General features: G+C 64.8%; 17 protein-coding genes and 1 pseudogene. 12 read left to right on the top strand and 6 right to left on the bottom strand.

The window, feature by feature from the left end:
• Nucleotides 1-96: 96 nt before the first annotated feature.
• From QQX04_RS11225 to QQX04_RS11270, 10 genes and pseudogenes are all read left to right on the top strand, one after another.
• Nucleotides 97-765 (top strand): ArsR/SmtB family transcription factor, encoded by a 669-nt coding sequence (locus QQX04_RS11225; RefSeq protein ID WP_301129213.1) that lies wholly within the window; start codon nucleotides 97-99, stop codon nucleotides 763-765.
• A complete protein-coding gene (locus tag QQX04_RS11230; RefSeq protein WP_301129215.1) occupies nucleotides 762-2,180 on the top strand; it encodes an MFS transporter in 1,419 nt (472 codons plus the stop codon). The genes QQX04_RS11225 and QQX04_RS11230 overlap by 4 nt, the downstream gene beginning before the upstream one ends.
• A gap of 117 nt (nucleotides 2,181-2,297) precedes the next feature.
• The gene (locus QQX04_RS11235) at nucleotides 2,298-2,654 is read left to right on the top strand and encodes a YraN family protein (RefSeq protein WP_301129217.1); all 357 of its coding nucleotides are present in this window, start codon (nucleotides 2,298-2,300) and stop codon (nucleotides 2,652-2,654) included.
• A pseudogene (locus tag QQX04_RS11240) lies at nucleotides 2,651-3,583 on the top strand (ATP-binding protein); the annotation flags it as partial. The gene QQX04_RS11235 and the pseudogene QQX04_RS11240, both read left to right, overlap by 4 nt.
• A gap of 195 nt (nucleotides 3,584-3,778) precedes the next feature.
• Nucleotides 3,779-4,873 carry a hypothetical protein gene (locus tag QQX04_RS11245; RefSeq protein ID WP_301129219.1) on the top strand — a complete coding sequence of 365 codons (1,095 nt, stop codon included), beginning with the start codon at nucleotides 3,779-3,781 and terminating at the stop codon, nucleotides 4,871-4,873.
• A 95-nt stretch (nucleotides 4,874-4,968) separates the two neighbouring features.
• The gene (locus tag QQX04_RS11250; RefSeq protein WP_301129221.1) at nucleotides 4,969-5,382 is read left to right on the top strand and encodes an RING finger protein; all 414 of its coding nucleotides are present in this window, start codon (nucleotides 4,969-4,971) and stop codon (nucleotides 5,380-5,382) included.
• An 83-nt stretch (nucleotides 5,383-5,465) separates the two neighbouring features.
• Nucleotides 5,466-6,026 (top strand): hypothetical protein, encoded by a 561-nt coding sequence (locus tag QQX04_RS11255; RefSeq protein WP_301129223.1) that lies wholly within the window; start codon nucleotides 5,466-5,468, stop codon nucleotides 6,024-6,026.
• A gap of 447 nt (nucleotides 6,027-6,473) precedes the next feature.
• Nucleotides 6,474-6,773: a hypothetical protein gene (locus tag QQX04_RS11260; RefSeq protein ID WP_301129225.1), complete on the top strand. Its 300-nt coding sequence runs from the start codon at nucleotides 6,474-6,476 to the stop codon at nucleotides 6,771-6,773.
• Between the two features lie 308 nt (nucleotides 6,774-7,081).
• Nucleotides 7,082-9,034: a bifunctional DNA primase/polymerase gene (locus QQX04_RS11265; RefSeq protein WP_301129300.1), complete on the top strand. Its 1,953-nt coding sequence runs from the start codon at nucleotides 7,082-7,084 to the stop codon at nucleotides 9,032-9,034.
• A 555-nt stretch (nucleotides 9,035-9,589) separates the two neighbouring features.
• Nucleotides 9,590-9,925 carry a hypothetical protein gene (locus tag QQX04_RS11270; RefSeq protein ID WP_301129226.1) on the top strand — a complete coding sequence of 112 codons (336 nt, stop codon included), beginning with the start codon at nucleotides 9,590-9,592 and terminating at the stop codon, nucleotides 9,923-9,925.
• A 7-nt stretch (nucleotides 9,926-9,932) separates the two neighbouring features.
• On the opposite strand, the gene QQX04_RS11275 is transcribed toward QQX04_RS11270, so the two are convergent.
• Together QQX04_RS11275 and QQX04_RS11280 are read right to left on the bottom strand one after the other, a co-directional pair.
• Nucleotides 9,933-10,271, bottom strand: a complete 339-nt coding sequence (locus QQX04_RS11275) for a hypothetical protein (protein ID WP_301129227.1) — start codon at nucleotides 10,269-10,271, stop codon at nucleotides 9,933-9,935.
• Nucleotides 10,272-10,331: 60 nt separating this feature from the next.
• Entirely contained in the window at nucleotides 10,332-10,769 is a 438-nt protein-coding gene (locus QQX04_RS11280; protein WP_301129228.1) for a hypothetical protein, read from the bottom strand.
• A 30-nt stretch (nucleotides 10,770-10,799) separates the two neighbouring features.
• On the opposite strand from QQX04_RS11280, the gene QQX04_RS11285 reads away from it, so the two are divergent.
• Complete coding sequence (locus QQX04_RS11285; protein WP_301129229.1) at nucleotides 10,800-11,483, top strand: recombinase family protein; 684 nt, start codon at nucleotides 10,800-10,802, stop codon at nucleotides 11,481-11,483.
• Here the strand turns inward: QQX04_RS11285 and QQX04_RS11290 are convergent.
• The gene (locus tag QQX04_RS11290) at nucleotides 11,467-12,111 is read right to left on the bottom strand and encodes a hypothetical protein (RefSeq protein ID WP_301129231.1); all 645 of its coding nucleotides are present in this window, start codon (nucleotides 12,109-12,111) and stop codon (nucleotides 11,467-11,469) included. The genes QQX04_RS11285 and QQX04_RS11290 overlap by 17 nt on opposite strands.
• Before the next feature lie 18 nt (nucleotides 12,112-12,129).
• The gene (locus QQX04_RS11295; RefSeq protein ID WP_301129232.1) at nucleotides 12,130-12,816 is read right to left on the bottom strand and encodes a hypothetical protein; all 687 of its coding nucleotides are present in this window, start codon (nucleotides 12,814-12,816) and stop codon (nucleotides 12,130-12,132) included.
• 49 nt (nucleotides 12,817-12,865) lie between these two features.
• Here QQX04_RS11295 and QQX04_RS11300 point away from each other — a divergent pair, with 49 nt between their 5' ends.
• Nucleotides 12,866-13,540 (top strand): hypothetical protein, encoded by a 675-nt coding sequence (locus QQX04_RS11300; RefSeq protein WP_301129237.1) that lies wholly within the window; start codon nucleotides 12,866-12,868, stop codon nucleotides 13,538-13,540.
• 59 nt (nucleotides 13,541-13,599) lie between these two features.
• On the opposite strand, the gene QQX04_RS11305 is transcribed toward QQX04_RS11300, so the two are convergent.
• Together QQX04_RS11305 and QQX04_RS11310 are read right to left on the bottom strand one after the other, a co-directional pair.
• Nucleotides 13,600-13,908 carry a hypothetical protein gene (locus QQX04_RS11305; protein WP_301129242.1) on the bottom strand — a complete coding sequence of 103 codons (309 nt, stop codon included), beginning with the start codon at nucleotides 13,906-13,908 and terminating at the stop codon, nucleotides 13,600-13,602.
• Between the two features lie 110 nt (nucleotides 13,909-14,018).
• Nucleotides 14,019-15,608 (bottom strand): recombinase family protein, encoded by a 1,590-nt coding sequence (locus tag QQX04_RS11310; RefSeq protein ID WP_301129244.1) that lies wholly within the window; start codon nucleotides 15,606-15,608, stop codon nucleotides 14,019-14,021.
• Nucleotides 15,609-15,629: the final 21 nt, after the last annotated feature.

A 15,629-nucleotide genomic window follows, 5' to 3' on the forward strand; every position in this document is an offset into this window, starting at 1 on the left:
CGGGGGTGAGCCTCCTCGCATGGATCCCGGGACCATCGCGCTGAAGTTGCAAAGAAACGGTTGCAAAGAATGCTTTGCAAGCCTACTGTGAGTGGCATGAGCACCGATGACGGCCAGACTGCCGATCCTCAGCACGCGTCGGGGGAGCCGAGCTCCGACAGCCCTCACTCCACCGTGCGGAAGGCCGACGCCGCCGCGATCAAAGGCCTCGCGCACCCGCTGCGGCTCGAGCTGTACGACCAGCTCGTCACGTTCGGCCCGGCCACCTCGGCGATGCTCGCGCACCGGCTCAACGAGTCCTCAGGCGCGACCAGCTATCACCTGCGGCAGCTCGCTCGCAGCGGACTGATCGTGGAGGTCCAGGGGGAGGGCACCGCGCGGGAGCGCTACTGGCAGCCGACGCCGGGAGGGCTCGCCCTCGGACCCGACGACCACCTCTCGCCCTCGTCCAAGCAGGCGGCGGGCAGCGTCGCCCGCAACGTCGCCCAGCGTGCGTCCCAGCGCGCCGAGGCCTTCGTCGATCGCGCGCTCGGGCACATCGAGGACCCGGAGGAACGGCCCTGGCTCGAGGCGTCGGAGCTCGCGGTGACCCGCCTCCAGCTCACCGTCGAGGAGCTCGCCGAGCTCGGGGAAGAGGTGCAGCGGATCCTGCAGGCCCGACGGCTGTCCGCCGAGCAGAGGGACTCGACCGCCGAGACCCGACGCATCCAGGTGCAGTTCTACGCCTTCCCCCTCGACGCCCCGGACGAGGGAGACCTGTCGTGACATCGCATCCGCCCGCACCCAGCGACCGTGGGCTCGGACACGGCTTCGGAAGACTCTTCTGGGCGGCCGTCGCCACGAACCTCGGCGACGGGCTCAGCCGCGTCGCAGTGCCTCTCGTCGCCGTGACCCTCACGCGAGATCCTCTCGCCGTCTCCGTGCTCGGAGCGCTCGCAGTGCTTCCTTGGCTGCTTTTCGGGATCCACGCCGGAGTGCTCGTCGACCGGCACGACCGCCGTCGAGTCATGGCGATCGCGAACGGGATGAGGGTGGTCACCGTTGTCGCCGTGCTTGCGAGCATCGTCGCCGACAGCGTGAACCTGGTCATCCTCGGCGCCGCGACCGTGCTGTTCGGCGTCGGCGAGGTGCTCGCCGACAACGCGACGAACGCGATCATGCCCGCAGTGGTGCGCAAGGATGCCCTCGACCGCGCGAACGGCCGCATCCAGGCCGCGCAGATCGGCGTCGACACGTTCGTCGCCACACCGCTCGGCGGAGTCCTCTTCGCCCTCGCGGTGACGCTGCCGCTCCTGCTCGCCACCGGCGCCTTCGCGGCGGTCGTCGTGCTCGCGCTCGCGCTACCCGCCTCAGCCGCTCGGGCGCGCTCCCGTGCGGTCGCACCGCCGCTCGTCGTCGCGCCAGGGGAGTCCCTGCCAGACGGAGACGTGGCGGAGGCGGTCGGTCCCGATCGCGGTGAGGCGGCCACGGGGGAGGCCGAGACGCCTGTCCGCGCGCGCGACGGGATCGCCTTCCTGTGGAACTACCGCTGGCTGCGCTGGATGACCCTGCTCACCTCTGCCACGGCTGCCTTCCTCACCTTCGCCCAGGCGACCACGCTCCTGCTCTTCCTCGACAGCTTCGGCGTGCCGGAGGCCGCGATCGGCGTCGTGACGGCCGGCGTCGGGCTCGGGGGCCTGGCCGGTGCGCTGGGAGCGCCGATGGTGGTGGCGCGGTTCGGGAGAGGCCGTGTCATGCTCGGCGGCATCCTCGCCGCCGGCGCGGGCCTCACCGCAGTCGGCCTCGCTCCCAATCTGCCCGTCGCCATCGGCGCGTATGCCATCAGCGCATGCGGGGTCGGCGTCTGGAACGTGCCGTGGGGTGCGACCCGCCAGTCAGTGATCCCCAGCGAGCTGCTCGGCCGAGTGCTCGGCTTCGGCCGCACGATCGGGTGGGGTCTGATCCCCATCGCGTCGATCGCGGGAGGCCTCGTCGCGCGGCTGTCCCTGACCACGCCGCTGATCATCGGAGGGCTTGCGATCATCGCGCTCGGCCTCGTCGGCGCAGTACTGATCCTCGCGACGGACCGGCAACCCTCGGTCTCCGACGCGGAGGACGAGCAGGTGTTCGACGAGGAGGGCCGGCTCGCCGACGACGCTGAGGCCCCGCCGCGAGAGGCCGTGCCTGCCGACGTCGTCTAGGGGAGCTCCGCCCCCGCCGTTCCCAGGCCGCACCACGCAAGCCGCCGTCCACCGCAGTCGGCCATGCGCACCCCGGCGTCCGCCGTCTCGCGCAAGGTGGTCGCTCGGAGGTGGGACATGGCAGCGAACGTCGCGGTCGGACGCTACGGGGAGGAGCTGGTCGCGCGTCGGCTCAGCGCCCAGGGGTGGCGGATCCTCGCACGGAACTGGAGATGCGCCGAGGGGGAGATCGACCTGGTGTGCGCCGACGGCCCCACGCTCGTGGTCGTCGAGGTGAAGACCCGACGGAGCATCTCAGCAGGGCTTCCCCAGGAGGCGGTGACCGCCGCGAAGGTGGTGAGGCTGCGGCGTCTGACCTCCGCGTGGCTCGCCGCTCAGGAGGCGCGCTGGTCCGCCGTGCGAATCGACGTCGTCGCTGTCACCCTTCCACGGTCGGGACCCGCCGTCGTCGAGCACCTGCGGTCCGTCGGATGATCGGGCGCACGCGCTCGGTGGTGCTCATGGGCCTCGCCGGGCACCTCATCGAGGTCGAGGCCCACCTCGCGTCGTCGTTGCCCGCGTTCACCATCGTCGGGCTGCCTGACGCCGCGCTCGGGGAGGCGCGGGACCGGGTGAGGGCCGCCGCGGCGTCGTCCGGGTTGAGATGGCCTGCACGCCGGGTCACCGTCAACCTCACCCCGGCCTCGCTGCCCAAGTCCGGCTCCGTCACGGACCTCGCGATCGCGGTGGCGGCGCTCGCGGCAGCGGGCGAGATCGACGACGCGCGCATCGCGGAGACCGTTCACCTGGGGGAGCTCGGCCTCGACGGGCGCGTGCGACCGCTCGTCGGAACTCTTCCGATGGTCGCGGCGGCCGCCGCGAGCGGAGCGCGCGAGATCGTCGTCCCGATCGGCAACCTCGACGAGGCGAGGCTCGTCGACGACGTGCGTGTGCGAGGTGTCGCAAGCCTCGGAGAGCTGCTCCGCGACTATGGCAGCACCGATGCCTCGCCTTCGTCTCTTCCTGCCGTGCTTCCGCATGCCATCAACGGCGCGCGCGCCGTCGTCCCCGATCTCAGCGACGTCCAAGGGCAGGCCGACGCGCGCTGGGCGCTCGAGGTCGCTGCCGCAGGCGGCCACCACCTCCTCATGACGGGGCCGCCCGGGACCGGCAAGACGATGCTTGCCGAACGATTGCCGGGCATCCTCCCCGACCTCTCCCCGCAGGAGGCGATCGCGGCGACCTCGGTCCACTCGCTCGCGGGCACGCTCGATCCCCAGGACGGCCTTCTACGGCGACCACCCTTCGAAGCGCCCCACCACTCGGCGAGCGCTGCCGCGATCGTCGGAGGGGGAGCGATGCTTGCGCGCCCTGGCGCCATCTCGCGTGCGCACGGCGGCGTGCTGTTCCTCGACGAGTCGCCAATACCAAAGTACACATTGCTATCCGTCGGTTCCCAATTGGTTCCGACGGTGTTATAGTCGAATCAATACCGGCAATACCAGGGAGTATTGCCCGTGCTGAAGGTGACGAACCCCTAGGGACTCCCAGTTCGCCGAAGACAGTGATCCAACGCCGGCCAGAGGTCGTGCGTCCACACTGATCTTTAGGAGACGGACATGGCACGTGGTTTCAATGTCGCATCCGACGTCTTCCAGCGGACCATCGATGGCTTCGACCTCGGTGGCATCTGGAACGACTTCCAGGATGCGCTTCAGGTATACAACCAGGGCAAGGCTCCGATCCTCGCCCTTCTCACCCACAGCACGACCGCGACCGGCGACCCGCTCGCTTTGGATGGCGGCAGGCTCGACTTCGAGGAGGCGTCGGAGTTCGGCGTTCCGAAGTCTGGCCGCGTCGAGCCGGACTACTACGTCGCGGGGTACGACCTCAAGTGGTTCGACCTCGCGCAGCGGTACACCGCCGCGTTCCTTCGCGACGCGACTGCCGAGCAGGTCCGGACCCAGCACATCGCGGCAATGGAGGGGAGCGACCGTCTTCAGTGGACGATGGCGATCAACCGCCTCATGACCCCGGCGCTGGAGGGTTCGCGACCGGTCAACCCGGAGGGGCAGTCGATCTACTCGCTCTATGCCGGATCAACCGACGATGCTCCGCCCGAGTTCAAGGGTCGGACCTTCGCCACCGGGCACAACCACTACCTGGTTTCTGGCGCCGCGACCGTCGACGGCCAGGACCTCGAGGACGCGATCGAGCACGTCGCGCACCACGGCTACGGCGTCGGACCGGGTGAGCGCATCATCCTGTTGGTTCACCCCAACGAGGGAGCGGTCATCCGTGGATTCCGCGCTGGCGTCAACGGCAGCCCCTTCGACTTCATCCCCTCGGCGGGCGGTGTTCCGTACATCACCACCGAGCGGATCGTGGGTGCTGTCCCGGCGGGCGAGTTCAACGGACTGCCGGTGATCGGTTCGTTCGGCAAGGCGCTGGTCGTCGAGACGTACGACGCCTTCGCTGGATACGTCGTTGCCATCGCGCACGGTGGCAACAACTCGACTCGCAACGCGCTGTCGGTCCGGTCCCACACTCGCCCGGAGCTGAAGGGTCTTCGCATGATTCCCGGCACCGACGACAAGTACCCCCTCAGCGGTTCGACCTACGGCATCGGCGTCGGGTTCGGCGTCCGCAACCGTGGCGCAGCAGCCGTGGTTCAGATCACCGCGAGCGGCTCGTACTCCGCTCCGACCATCTGAACCTCAACTGATTGGCGCTAGCGGGCGTCAGTCACCTCGGTGCCGCCGCGTCGCGGCCGGCGCGGCGGCACCACACCTCACAGATCGGAGAAGTCATGAACAGCACTCCAGACGCAGGCACAGTCGCGTTGCTCGAACAGTTCGATGTCGAGACTCGCGACGCGGAGAAACTCATTCCGCTGGTGCGGAACCGGCGACTCCGACGCCACGAGATGATCGGCGGGTGGATCGACAAGGCGCTCCGCTCGTACGACTCCGACGGGGAGTTCGGACCTGTTCCGGTCGTGCGGATCATCGACTGTGAGGTCGAGACGTTCCGACGCAACGGTGCGAAGCCGATCGCGGACGACCGTGCCCAGACCCGGTGCCTCAAGTGCAGTGAGGCCCACCTCGGCACAGTGCCATTCTGGATCAACTGCGGCCACGTGATCTTCCAGGCCGATCTGTGCCCTACGTGCTCTGACAACGCGGTGCTCGAACTCGACGCGCTGCCGCAGACTTGGGTCTAGCCATGGCAGAGCGTCGACGCTGTGCGGGCGTGGTCTCCACAGAGCATTCCGAGCGGTTCGGTGATCCTTGCAGGGCTTGGGCCATGCCGGGGTCGGACTTCTGCAACCAGCACCGGCCCGATGCTGCGGAGCAACTGACTAATCGGTGCGTGCGCCGGAAGAAGAACGGCGAGCAGTGTCGACGCCCTGCGGTGCGCGGATCGACCGTCTGCCCCAAGCACGGCATCAACCGCTTCGCGCTGGCGGCGGCTCAGAGGCGGCTCGCCTCCTTCGCAGACCCGGCGTTGACGGCGCTGTACGACATCTTGATTAAGCCCAGCACGCCGGACAACGAGCGGGCGCGAGTGGCGCTGGCGATCATCGACCGGGTGGGACTTGGTCCTAGCGCCAGGTTCGAGGTCGGGATCGAAGCGAAGCCGTGGGAAATCGTCATGCAGCATGTCGTGCGCGAACTGCCAGAGGGTTCCGACCTCGCCATCGAGTCGGGTCCGGTCGTGGATGCTGAGGTCGTCGAGGAACCGATCGAAGACGAACCTCGACCACGCGACAACCTGCCTCGGATTGTCCCTCCGCACTCCAGCGAGGAACGCGCCACCTACGAGCGCCCTCAGCGTTCGGCTGAGCCACCTGCCCATCTCGTGTGAGGACGGATCATGGAGAAGGATCTTTCGGCGTCGGAGTTCGCCCCAGACGCGACTCCCATCGAGGATCGAGCGCCTGCTGATCCTCCACGCTGGCTGACTGGCGATTCGCGCGCGCAGTGAGAGCTAGGAAGGGCGCGTGAGTCGCCCTAGATCGCGCTGTGGCGCGACGAACGGTGCTAGTGCGATATCGCGATCGACCGCGCGACTTCAGTGCCTCTCAGGCGATCTGATGCGACTGCGCCGGTAGGTCGTCGCGTAACATCTGCGTATCGATGCCGAATCTGAGTGTGTACCAGGTGCGATTAGATTCCCTCTGTGAAATAATCGAACCATCGACGGCGCGCAATCGCGCCGACTCCGACGTTTGGATGCCTGGCACACAGTTCGGAGATGCGTAGGGATCAGTGATTCCGGCTCGTGACCTTCAAGTCATGAACGGATCACGCCATGGCGCTTCCCAAGCGAACGCAGCGACTCGCGCGTTTCCTCGCGTACGACGGAATCACCCACAAGCAACTCGCGGTCGCCCTAAGCGACCCCGACCTCGGCATCGAGGTCACTGAGAACGAGGTCAAGACCCTCGTCCGCGGATGCCGGTATCCCACCCCTCGCGAACTCGAACGCATCAGTGCGATCTTCAACGGCCTCCCGCCAGATGTCTTCTTCGAGAAGTCGATGCTTGTCTACAAGGACGCGACATCGTGGCCGCCGCACGGTCGGGGCTTCCGCACAGGGCGGAACGCGTGATGGCCGCCGACGATGCAGCGCAGGCCGATGCGTCGAACGCGGAGGACTTTGAGCCGATGCCCGACGAGTTGGTGGATAGGGCGTTCGTATTCCTTCGCGGAGGCTGGAAGTGAACCGGCGCGAAGAGGCGACGGTCGCACTCTGGGCAGTCGCCATCGCAGCGGAGTTGTCGCCTAGCTCGAAGGCGAGCGACATTCGTCGGATCGCTGCCGAGCACGCGAAGCGTCCCGGTCGCCGTGTCCGAGCATTGCTTGGGCTGGCAGTCTCGGGGGTGGTCCGTGGCATCGCTCAGTGACCTCAAACCGCTCGTGGCACGTGGGTGGGAGATATTCCCATGCCACAGCGTCGTTGGCGGGGTGTGCTCGTGTGGTGACTTGCAGTGCACGGACCAGGGGAAGCATCCACGCACCCCGCAAGGCTTCAAGGACGCGACTACTGACCTCAACGCGGTCCGGGAATGGTTCGCGCGCTGGCCGGACGCGAACTGGGCGGTTGCTACCGGCAAGCGCTCTGGCGTGGTGGTGATCGACCTCGACCTCAAGTTGGGCGTCCACGGTAGGGACTCGCTCAACTGGTACTGCGCGGAGAACGACGTTGCGCTTCCCGAGACGTATGAGGTCGCCACCGGAGGCGGCGGCACTCACCTGTACTTCAAGTGCCCGGACGGCGGCCTTGGGAACCGTGTGGGGTGGCTCAACAATGTCGATGTGCGTGGGGATGGTGGCTATGTCGTGTTGCCCGGCTCATCGCACAAGTCAGGCCGTGACTACGCCCTCGCGGTAGACATGCAGATTGCGGCTCTCCCTGGCGCGATGGCGCAAGACATTTCGTCGCGCCTTGGTTCAGCGGATCGGACAGACTGGAAGCGTCCGGACAGCGCCGTGGCGGGTTTCCCGGAGGGCGAGCGTGATGACTCACTGTTCCGGTTGGCGTGCAGTCTGCGCAGGCGACTCGGAGACGACCGTGCGGCGGTGGAGGCGCTGATCCTCATTGCGGCCGCAAACTCCACCCCGCCGTTCCCCGAGAAGGACGCGCTCCGGAAGGTCGAGCAGGCTTTCCAGCAGGACCACTCGGACGACTTCGACCTCAGCCAGGTGCCCTTCGCTGCACCGGAAGGCGACCTCTACGAGTTCCTTCGCGACCTCGACCCCGAGATGCTCAGGGACGTTGAGAAGGCGGTTCGAGCTAGGACGGTTCGTGACCTCGCTGAGCGCGTGCGACGCGAGAAGCGTGCAGCCAAGTACGGCGACTCTGCGGCGCTGGACGGCGCGGAGTTCATGTTCGGCGAGGCGTCCGAGTATGTGCCGATCTGGGGCGACGGCGAGCGTCTGCTCTGGGCTGAGAAGGGCGGGCTGATGATCGCCTCAGACCAGGGTCTCGGGAAGTCGCTCACAGCGCAGCAGATCATCGCGGCACGGCTGGGCATTGGGCCGGGCGACTTGCTCGGGTTGCCGGTGCATCCGCTGTCAGAGGATCGCTCGGTGGTGTACCTCGCGCTGGATCGACCGAACCAGATCGCCAGGAGCATGTCCCGGCTCTTCGACTCGGAGGCCGGGCAGAACGTTGCGTACGAGCGTCTCCGGGTATGGACCAAGCCCCTCCCTCTCGATGTTCTGGGAGATCCCTTCGCGTTCGCGGATTGGGTGCAAGACACCTTCGGCGAGACAGTGGGCGACCTGGTCATCGACAGCGTGAAGGATCTGACCCCGGCGAACCTGTCGAACGGCGAGGTTGGTCAGGCGCTCGACATGGCGTGGAAGGAGTGTCGCGCTCGCGGCATCAGCACGCTGATCTTGCACCACGAGCGCAAGACCGGGAACGACGTGTCTCGCGCGAATCGCCAACCGGCGCTGGACAACATCTACGGGTCCGTGTGGCTGACCTCGGGTATGGACTCGGTCGTTCACATCCAGGGCAAGCAGGGCGAGAACGTGGTCACCTACTCCCACCTCAAGCACATCCTGGAGGGCCTCGATCCGATCACCGCCATGCACGACCAGGAGCACGGTCGCACTGAGGTCCTCGATGCCGGCTCGTCCCGTCCGGGATCGGTCGGCAAGGGCGAAGCGATCTTCCACGCCATCGCCTCGAGGTCGGCCCGTGGTGAGACGGTCACGGTCGCGCAGATCGTGGGGGAGACCGGCATCTCGCAGGCGACGGTCAACCGCCAAGTGAAGGCCCTGCGCGACGAAGGCCGCATCGAGGAAGCGACGCCGTACGACAAGGCGACCGCGACTCCGGCGACCTACCGGGCTGCCTGACCCGAGAATCATGACCGAGAATCACGCCAGAATCACGGTTCGAGAATCATGGGCGACTCTGGATGATTCTCGGTCGGTGGTCTGAGGTTCCTAGCTTGAAGGATTGGCGCCGATAGGTGCGACTTTGCGCGTGGGATCGAGAATCATCGACCGAGAATCATCCGAGAATCACGAACACCCGACCGAGAATCATCGCTGCGATATCTTTAGATATCGCGCGAATGATTCTCGAGGTCGGAGATGATTCTCGCGGAATGGTCACGTAAATAGGCGAAGTGGCGTGAGAGTCACTGAAGGCTAGGGCTGAGGATGGGTTGCTCAAGACCTGCACGACACGCGATACCTTGTCCCTCAATCGACCTGACCTGTACCAGGACAGATAGCGCCACGAGAGGCCCTAGATCGCCCGTGGCGCGCACGCGAGGCATCGCGCGAGGTGTCGATCGACGGCGCTCTTTCGTCGCCTAGGCGGCATTTCATTGAGGCGTATACAAAGACCGTTGGTCAATAGTTGACGCACGTTCATGAGTGGTCGAATATCCAAATATCGAATCGATGATTCGTTACAAGGAAGGAACGACCTCAATGAATATGAATGCCTATTGGCGTGCCTACAGGGCGACGCTGCTGAGGGTGAGAGCTGAGCGACCGGTGACCTTCGCAGGGCTGAAGGTGATCCTCGATGTCTTCCATGCCAAGTCGAGCGGCGACGCCTTCTTTCCTGGCGGTGCCGACGACGGCCTGGACGATGCCCTGCGCGATGCCGGGTGGAGCGTCACCTACGAAGAGGGCGACTACCTCTGGACGGCCACGCACCCTTCTAGCGGTGCGAGCGTGCATTACGTCGAGGGTGACGTGTACTGCCTCAGCGAAGGGGCGGTGCTGCTGTGAAGTGGGCTCAGCCAATCAGGAAGCGGGACACCACTGCGGAGGCGACGCCTGTCGCGACATCCAGCACCCACTTACCGAAGGCGATTGCTGCGCGCTTGGCCTTCAGCGCCCATCCGCGCCTGACCGCGAGAGTGCCGATCGCCACCGTCGGCAGGACCATGGCCGCGACGGTGATCTGCGCACCGCTGCTTCGAGTCTCGGTGTCTCGGCACAGGCCCGCTTCGAGCGACCCGATCCGGCGCCGCTCAGTCTCCCGATTCTGCTCCACGACTGCCAGGACGAGCAGCACAAAGAGCGCCATCACAAGGATGGTGCCCATCACGCGATCGAACTCTGGCAACCTCATGCCTTCAAGTCTGCCGGGCCGGTCTGACAATCTCCAGACGCCAGTGAAAACTTGCGGTGCTCAGGTGAGGATCAGGGTCGCGATGACACCGGCTACGAACGATGCGAGCGAGAGAGCGACCTGGAACCACCGTTCGGTCTTGGTGTTCTTGTCGAAGGCCTCGCCTATCTGTGCCTTTACGAGGCGTGCGGCCGCTTCTCGCTGTTCCTCGCTGAGTGCAGCCAAAGCGGCTGCATTCTCGGCGTCGCGCTTCGCCTGCTCAGTCGCCGCCATTTGGAGATCGAACTCGGATCGCACCTCAGTGTTGAGCGCTGAGAGTTCCTTGCTCAGGTCCAAGATGCGCTGCAACTTCTCATCGAGCGGCCCCGCGGTCTCCCGCAGTCGTCGCTCGCGGCGACGCCGGAGTATGTACACGTACCAGCCAATGAGGGCTGCGTACACGGTGACAAACAGCGGAACGACTTGCCATAAGAGATCCGAAACTGACGAATCGACCATTTCCCCCTCCGAGTGTTGCGAGTACTCTGCGTGGACGATACCGCAGGTAATGACTGGCTCTTCGGCCGGGAGCGCAACATGAAGGTTGTCGGATACCTTCGAGTGAGTACTTCGGACCAGGACTACGGTATCGACGCTCAGCGCGAGGTCATCGAACTAGAAGCTAGGCGACGCGACTGGACCGTCGAGTGGATCATCGACCAGGGCGAGACCGGCAAGAACGCGGATCGGCCTGGCCTAGCTTGTGCCCTTGCCATGCTCGACAGGGGAGAGGCTGACGCGCTGGTCGTCTCCAAGCTGGACCGGCTGTCGCGTTCGGTCGTGGACTTCGGGCAAATCCTCCAACGCGCCACACGGCCGCGAGGCCGCAAGGCGAAGCCGTGGGGGCTGGTGGCGCTCGATGTTGGCATCGACATGACCCAGCCAACGGGTCGCCTCGTGGCGCACATCCTGATTGCCGTGGCCGAGTGGGAGGGCGACATCATTTCCGAGCGCACCAAGGCCGGCCTGGCTCAGGCAAAGGCGAGGGGGGTGCAGATCGGTGCAGTGTCTCAGATGGACCCTGCCGTGGTCCGGCGCATGAAGTCGCTCCGGTCGCGAGGCTGGTCCTTCGACCGAATCGCGACTCGCCTCAATGAAGAGGGTGTGCCGACTCCTCGGGGCGCGCGGTTCCACGGGTCAACAGTCGCCTACGCTGTCAGGGGCCGGGCCTAACCCACCCGCCGAGCATGTGTGTGCAGTACCAAGAGTGCAGGTCTCGTACGACAGATTCTGCCAATGGCCGGGGGTCCTCGCGGAGCCAAGCAGTGTCACGATCCTCTGGGACCGAACTGTCGCGTGAGACCCACAGTGGCCACTTGTAGTGGACGAAGTCGTTTCTTATTTTCGCGAGCGATCGAATGCGGTCTTTCAGGTCCCGGGGAAGTTCGATACCTACTACTTCGTGCCAGAGTCTGCCCGTCTTTTCGTTCAGGTTCACACGTACGAGTTCTCGCGCTTCTTCGTAGCCCTGCTTCTTAACTTCGTACGTGGTGTACATGAGAATCCAGTTGAGCCGGTGTTCGACCCAAGTCGCGTACATGACAGCGGAAAGCATGGGCTTGTTGCGCGCGGCCAAGCGCCTCGCCTCTTCGATCAAAGTGTTCTCGTGGGAGACAGATACATCAGTTCCCTCGAAGACGGGCTTCTCTGCGGAGAGCAACAGTTCGTGTGACTCCCGGAGCACCTCCCTGTCTGACTTGCCTCGCGGATCAAGTAGTCCATCGAGAATGTGCATCTCCGCGATGTCGTAGACGATCGCTGACGGACTAAACCACGCTGCGTCCGGATTGTTTTGAGTCATGCGGGAGGTACCTCACATCTAGCCCGACGTGAACGCGAGCGTCGCGGCTACCGACACGACTGCAGTCACGGCCGATGAGATTGCGATCAATACGATCTGATCTTGGTTCCGTGACCAGAAGCTTGTCTGCTCGCGGCGGTGCTTGAAAGTGACCGAGCCATTTGGCGAGACCACGCGGCGTACAACGTACGTCAGACCCCAGCACATCACACCAACTGCTGTGAGCACATACGCCGGCCAAGCGGCGTCGCCTGGCTCGCGGCCAAATGCCGCGGCGAGGCTCGCGGCAACCACGACGATCCAGACTCCCCAAAGGCCGAAGAAGACTGCTCGTGCTACGAGCCTCTTCCAGAAGGCCAGCCGCGACCGCCGCACGACCGCCAGCATCTTCTCGAAAGCGCCCACGTGCGCAAGCGTTGTGAGGTTACGTCCGTGAACATACGCCTGGCTCTTTGGCGTCAAGACCAGGCCCATGTGTGGGCCAAAAGCCGTCTGTGTGAAGTCCCGGATCGTTATTGGCCCGCACGTGTCGGCGAGGTCGGTCACTGACTCGCTCTTGTACTCCGAGGTAGCGACTTCGTACGCAGCGAATCTGACGTCTTCCGTGACTTCCTTGAGGATCGACTCAATCGCGTCGATGTCCTCGCGAAATAGGCGCACATACGAGACGGAACTACGGCGCGACTGTCCCTTGTGTTCTGCCACGGACATCAAGTTACCGGTCCGTACAGACAAGTCGAAGTAGGTTTGGTCCATGGAAGAGGGGAAGTTGCAGAAAGCGCTTGCGGACGGCGCCGAGATTGTCGCCGCGTCGGTGCCTTGGGTTGCGTCCCTCGGTGTGGCGCTTGGAAAGGCTCGAACCGAGCGAGCGCTCGGCGCTCTCAACGCTCGCGTTGATGCGCTCGCCGAGCAGGTCCAGGCGTACGCGGACCAGGACCGCCTCGACGAACTTGCCGAAGATCCTGCGTTCTTCGCGGCCTTTGAGAAGACCGCTGCGGCGGTACGGCTCTCGGAATCAGAGGAGAGGCTCGAGTGGCTGCGAAACGGCTTCGTGAACGGCTACGTGCTTGATCAGGCCGTGGAGGATCGTGAGGTCTTCATGGACCTGGCTCGGCGCTACACGCCAAGACACATACAAGTTCTCGCGCAACACACGGACTATCGATCACCGCTCGGGCGCCGTCTTCGGAAGTACGGTGGCGAGCGCCTGGAACCTGGGTGGCGCAACAGTGGCAGAACTACCGCGAATCTTCAGACGCTTGCAGCAGACGGCCTTCTCGAGCAGATCGTCGAAGTCGACGCTGGGACAACGTTTGCTGAGCGGAATGAAGACCCCGAGGCGCAACTGACTTACCAGATCACGTCGATCGGCACCGCGTTCTTGGAGTTCATCTCCGAGCCGGACGAGTCGGCGGGGCAGCAGGGCTGAGCCTGTCTACGTGTCCGGGACGACGATTGGCAGCCCCGGACACGCTTGGAGCTAGGCGACTACTGCCCAGACTTCTTGAACTCCATCGGAGGCGGTCCGGCGCACCAGGGCGTCTGTGCCGCGAGTTCTGCATTGTCGGGATCGGCGCGCCAAGCCTGGTCGAGGTAGAACTGTGCGACCACGTCGCCGACCTTCCGCGCCAGACGATTAACCTCGTCCAAGTCGTCGAAAGTCGACTTGAAGATGACGCGATGATCTGCGGGCGCCCATACGTTGAGGACTTGAAACGTGGACGTACCGTCTCCCTCGGCTACGAGGTCAACTAGCAGCGTGACGATTCCTTCGGGCTGTTCGCCAACGGTATTCATGGCTCTCTCCAAAGTAGGTTGAGAGCGAAGCCACGTTCACAAGGAATAGGAGCGGGCTTCGCTCAACGTCTTCCTTGTGGCCCCTTGTAGGAGGCCGTACCAGCGTACTGTCACTCGCGCCCTGAGCGCCAGACGATCCTCACTCTCGACCGAAGGGCCGCAAGCGCGTCTGCCTCCCTTCGCGCGAGGTGCGCGTCCTCGGACTCCGCGCTGTGACGCGGCGCAGTTCTCTTCACTCGTGACGGTGCGACTTCCACCTTCTCGATGAAGATCCGCAGGAAGGCACGCCGTTTCATAGGCGGCCAGTCGCGCCAGTTGACGACATCCTCCACGTCGACACTCATTGCGGCAGGCTGCTGGCCGTAGAGCACAGCCAGTTCGCGGTCGATGCGCTCGATTTCGTCTTCTAGGTTGGCGACCTTGGACTTCGCCGCGCTCTCAGTGAGCAGGCCGAGGATGTACGAGTTTGCCGCGCGCTCGCGCTGATCGCGGAGTTCGGTGCGCTCAGCTTCGAGCCTGTCAAGATCGGCGTCGAGGGACGGGTCGCGCTCAGCGGCCCTCTCGTGGAATCGCGGTGACCTCGTGAGCCGCCCGATCACGATGTCAAAGACAAACGCCTCAAGAGAGTCGTGATCTACCGACACCCGGTTTGTGCGTCGGACTGTCTTGGTGGTCTTGCCATTGGTGACGTCGACGTAGGCAGGCTGGTGCTGAGGGTCGGGGCCATTGACGCGAGCGAGACAGGACAAGACAACTCGCAGGCTGCCGTCGGCGCGCCTCCGAGTGTTGCTGGTGAGGCGCTTGCCGCACGCGCTGCAGACGGTCAACCCGCCCGCCATCGAGTATTTGCCACCCTTGACGCCGGGGGATTGGACGACCTTGCGAGAGGGGTCGGTCAGCAATGCACTGAGCCGGTCAAAGGTGCGCCGGTCGAGAATTGGCTCCCAGCCGACGACACCGGCCTTGGTCTCTCCAAGGAGTGCCCGATTGAGAAGGATGTGCTTGAGGTTCGACTGTCGCCAGTGCTTGCCGTTGCGGGTGGGCTTCGAGATGTCAGTTCCGTCCGGTGTGGAGGGGCCATTCCACTCGGTGATGATGCTGTGCATCGGTTCACGCCCATCGAGCAGACGCGTTGCGGCCTCATGTATAAGGTCAGCCTCGCGTTCGTTCTTGATGAGGCTGCCTTTGCTGCCCTTGTCGCCTTTGCTGCCTTTGACGGCCGTGTAGCCGAACGGTGCAAGTCCTCCATGCCACTCACCGCGCTCGGCCTTGCCAGCCTTGTGGCGCTGCTGGCGCTCGCTGGCGCGACGCGTCTCGAATCGTGCAATTCCGGCGATCATCGTGGCTCGGAACTCGCCATCCGCGGTCGTGAGGTCGATCTCGCCGTCAACGGTTACGACCTGCGCTCCTAGGTCGATGAGGGTATTGAGGTCTTTCGTTGAGCGCACCAGACGGTCGAGGTCGACCGCGACGATGATCTCGAACTCGGTCGGCACGCGTTGCAGCATGTCGTGCCACGCTGTTCCTTCACCGCGTGGCCCGGACGCGCGCGTCTCGTTGTCGCGAAAGGTCGCGACGACCGGCCAGCCCTTTGCATTGGCGAGCGCGGTGCATCGAGCGAGCTGATTCTCGATGCCCTCGGCGCGGTCGAGAGACTGGCGAAGGTACAAAGCTGCACGTTTACCAGGGGGTTTGTTCATAGTACGATTGTATACTGTGTA

Source organism: Demequina zhanjiangensis (assembly GCF_030418315.1).
Taxonomy (GTDB): domain Bacteria; phylum Actinomycetota; class Actinomycetes; order Actinomycetales; family Demequinaceae; genus Demequina; species Demequina zhanjiangensis.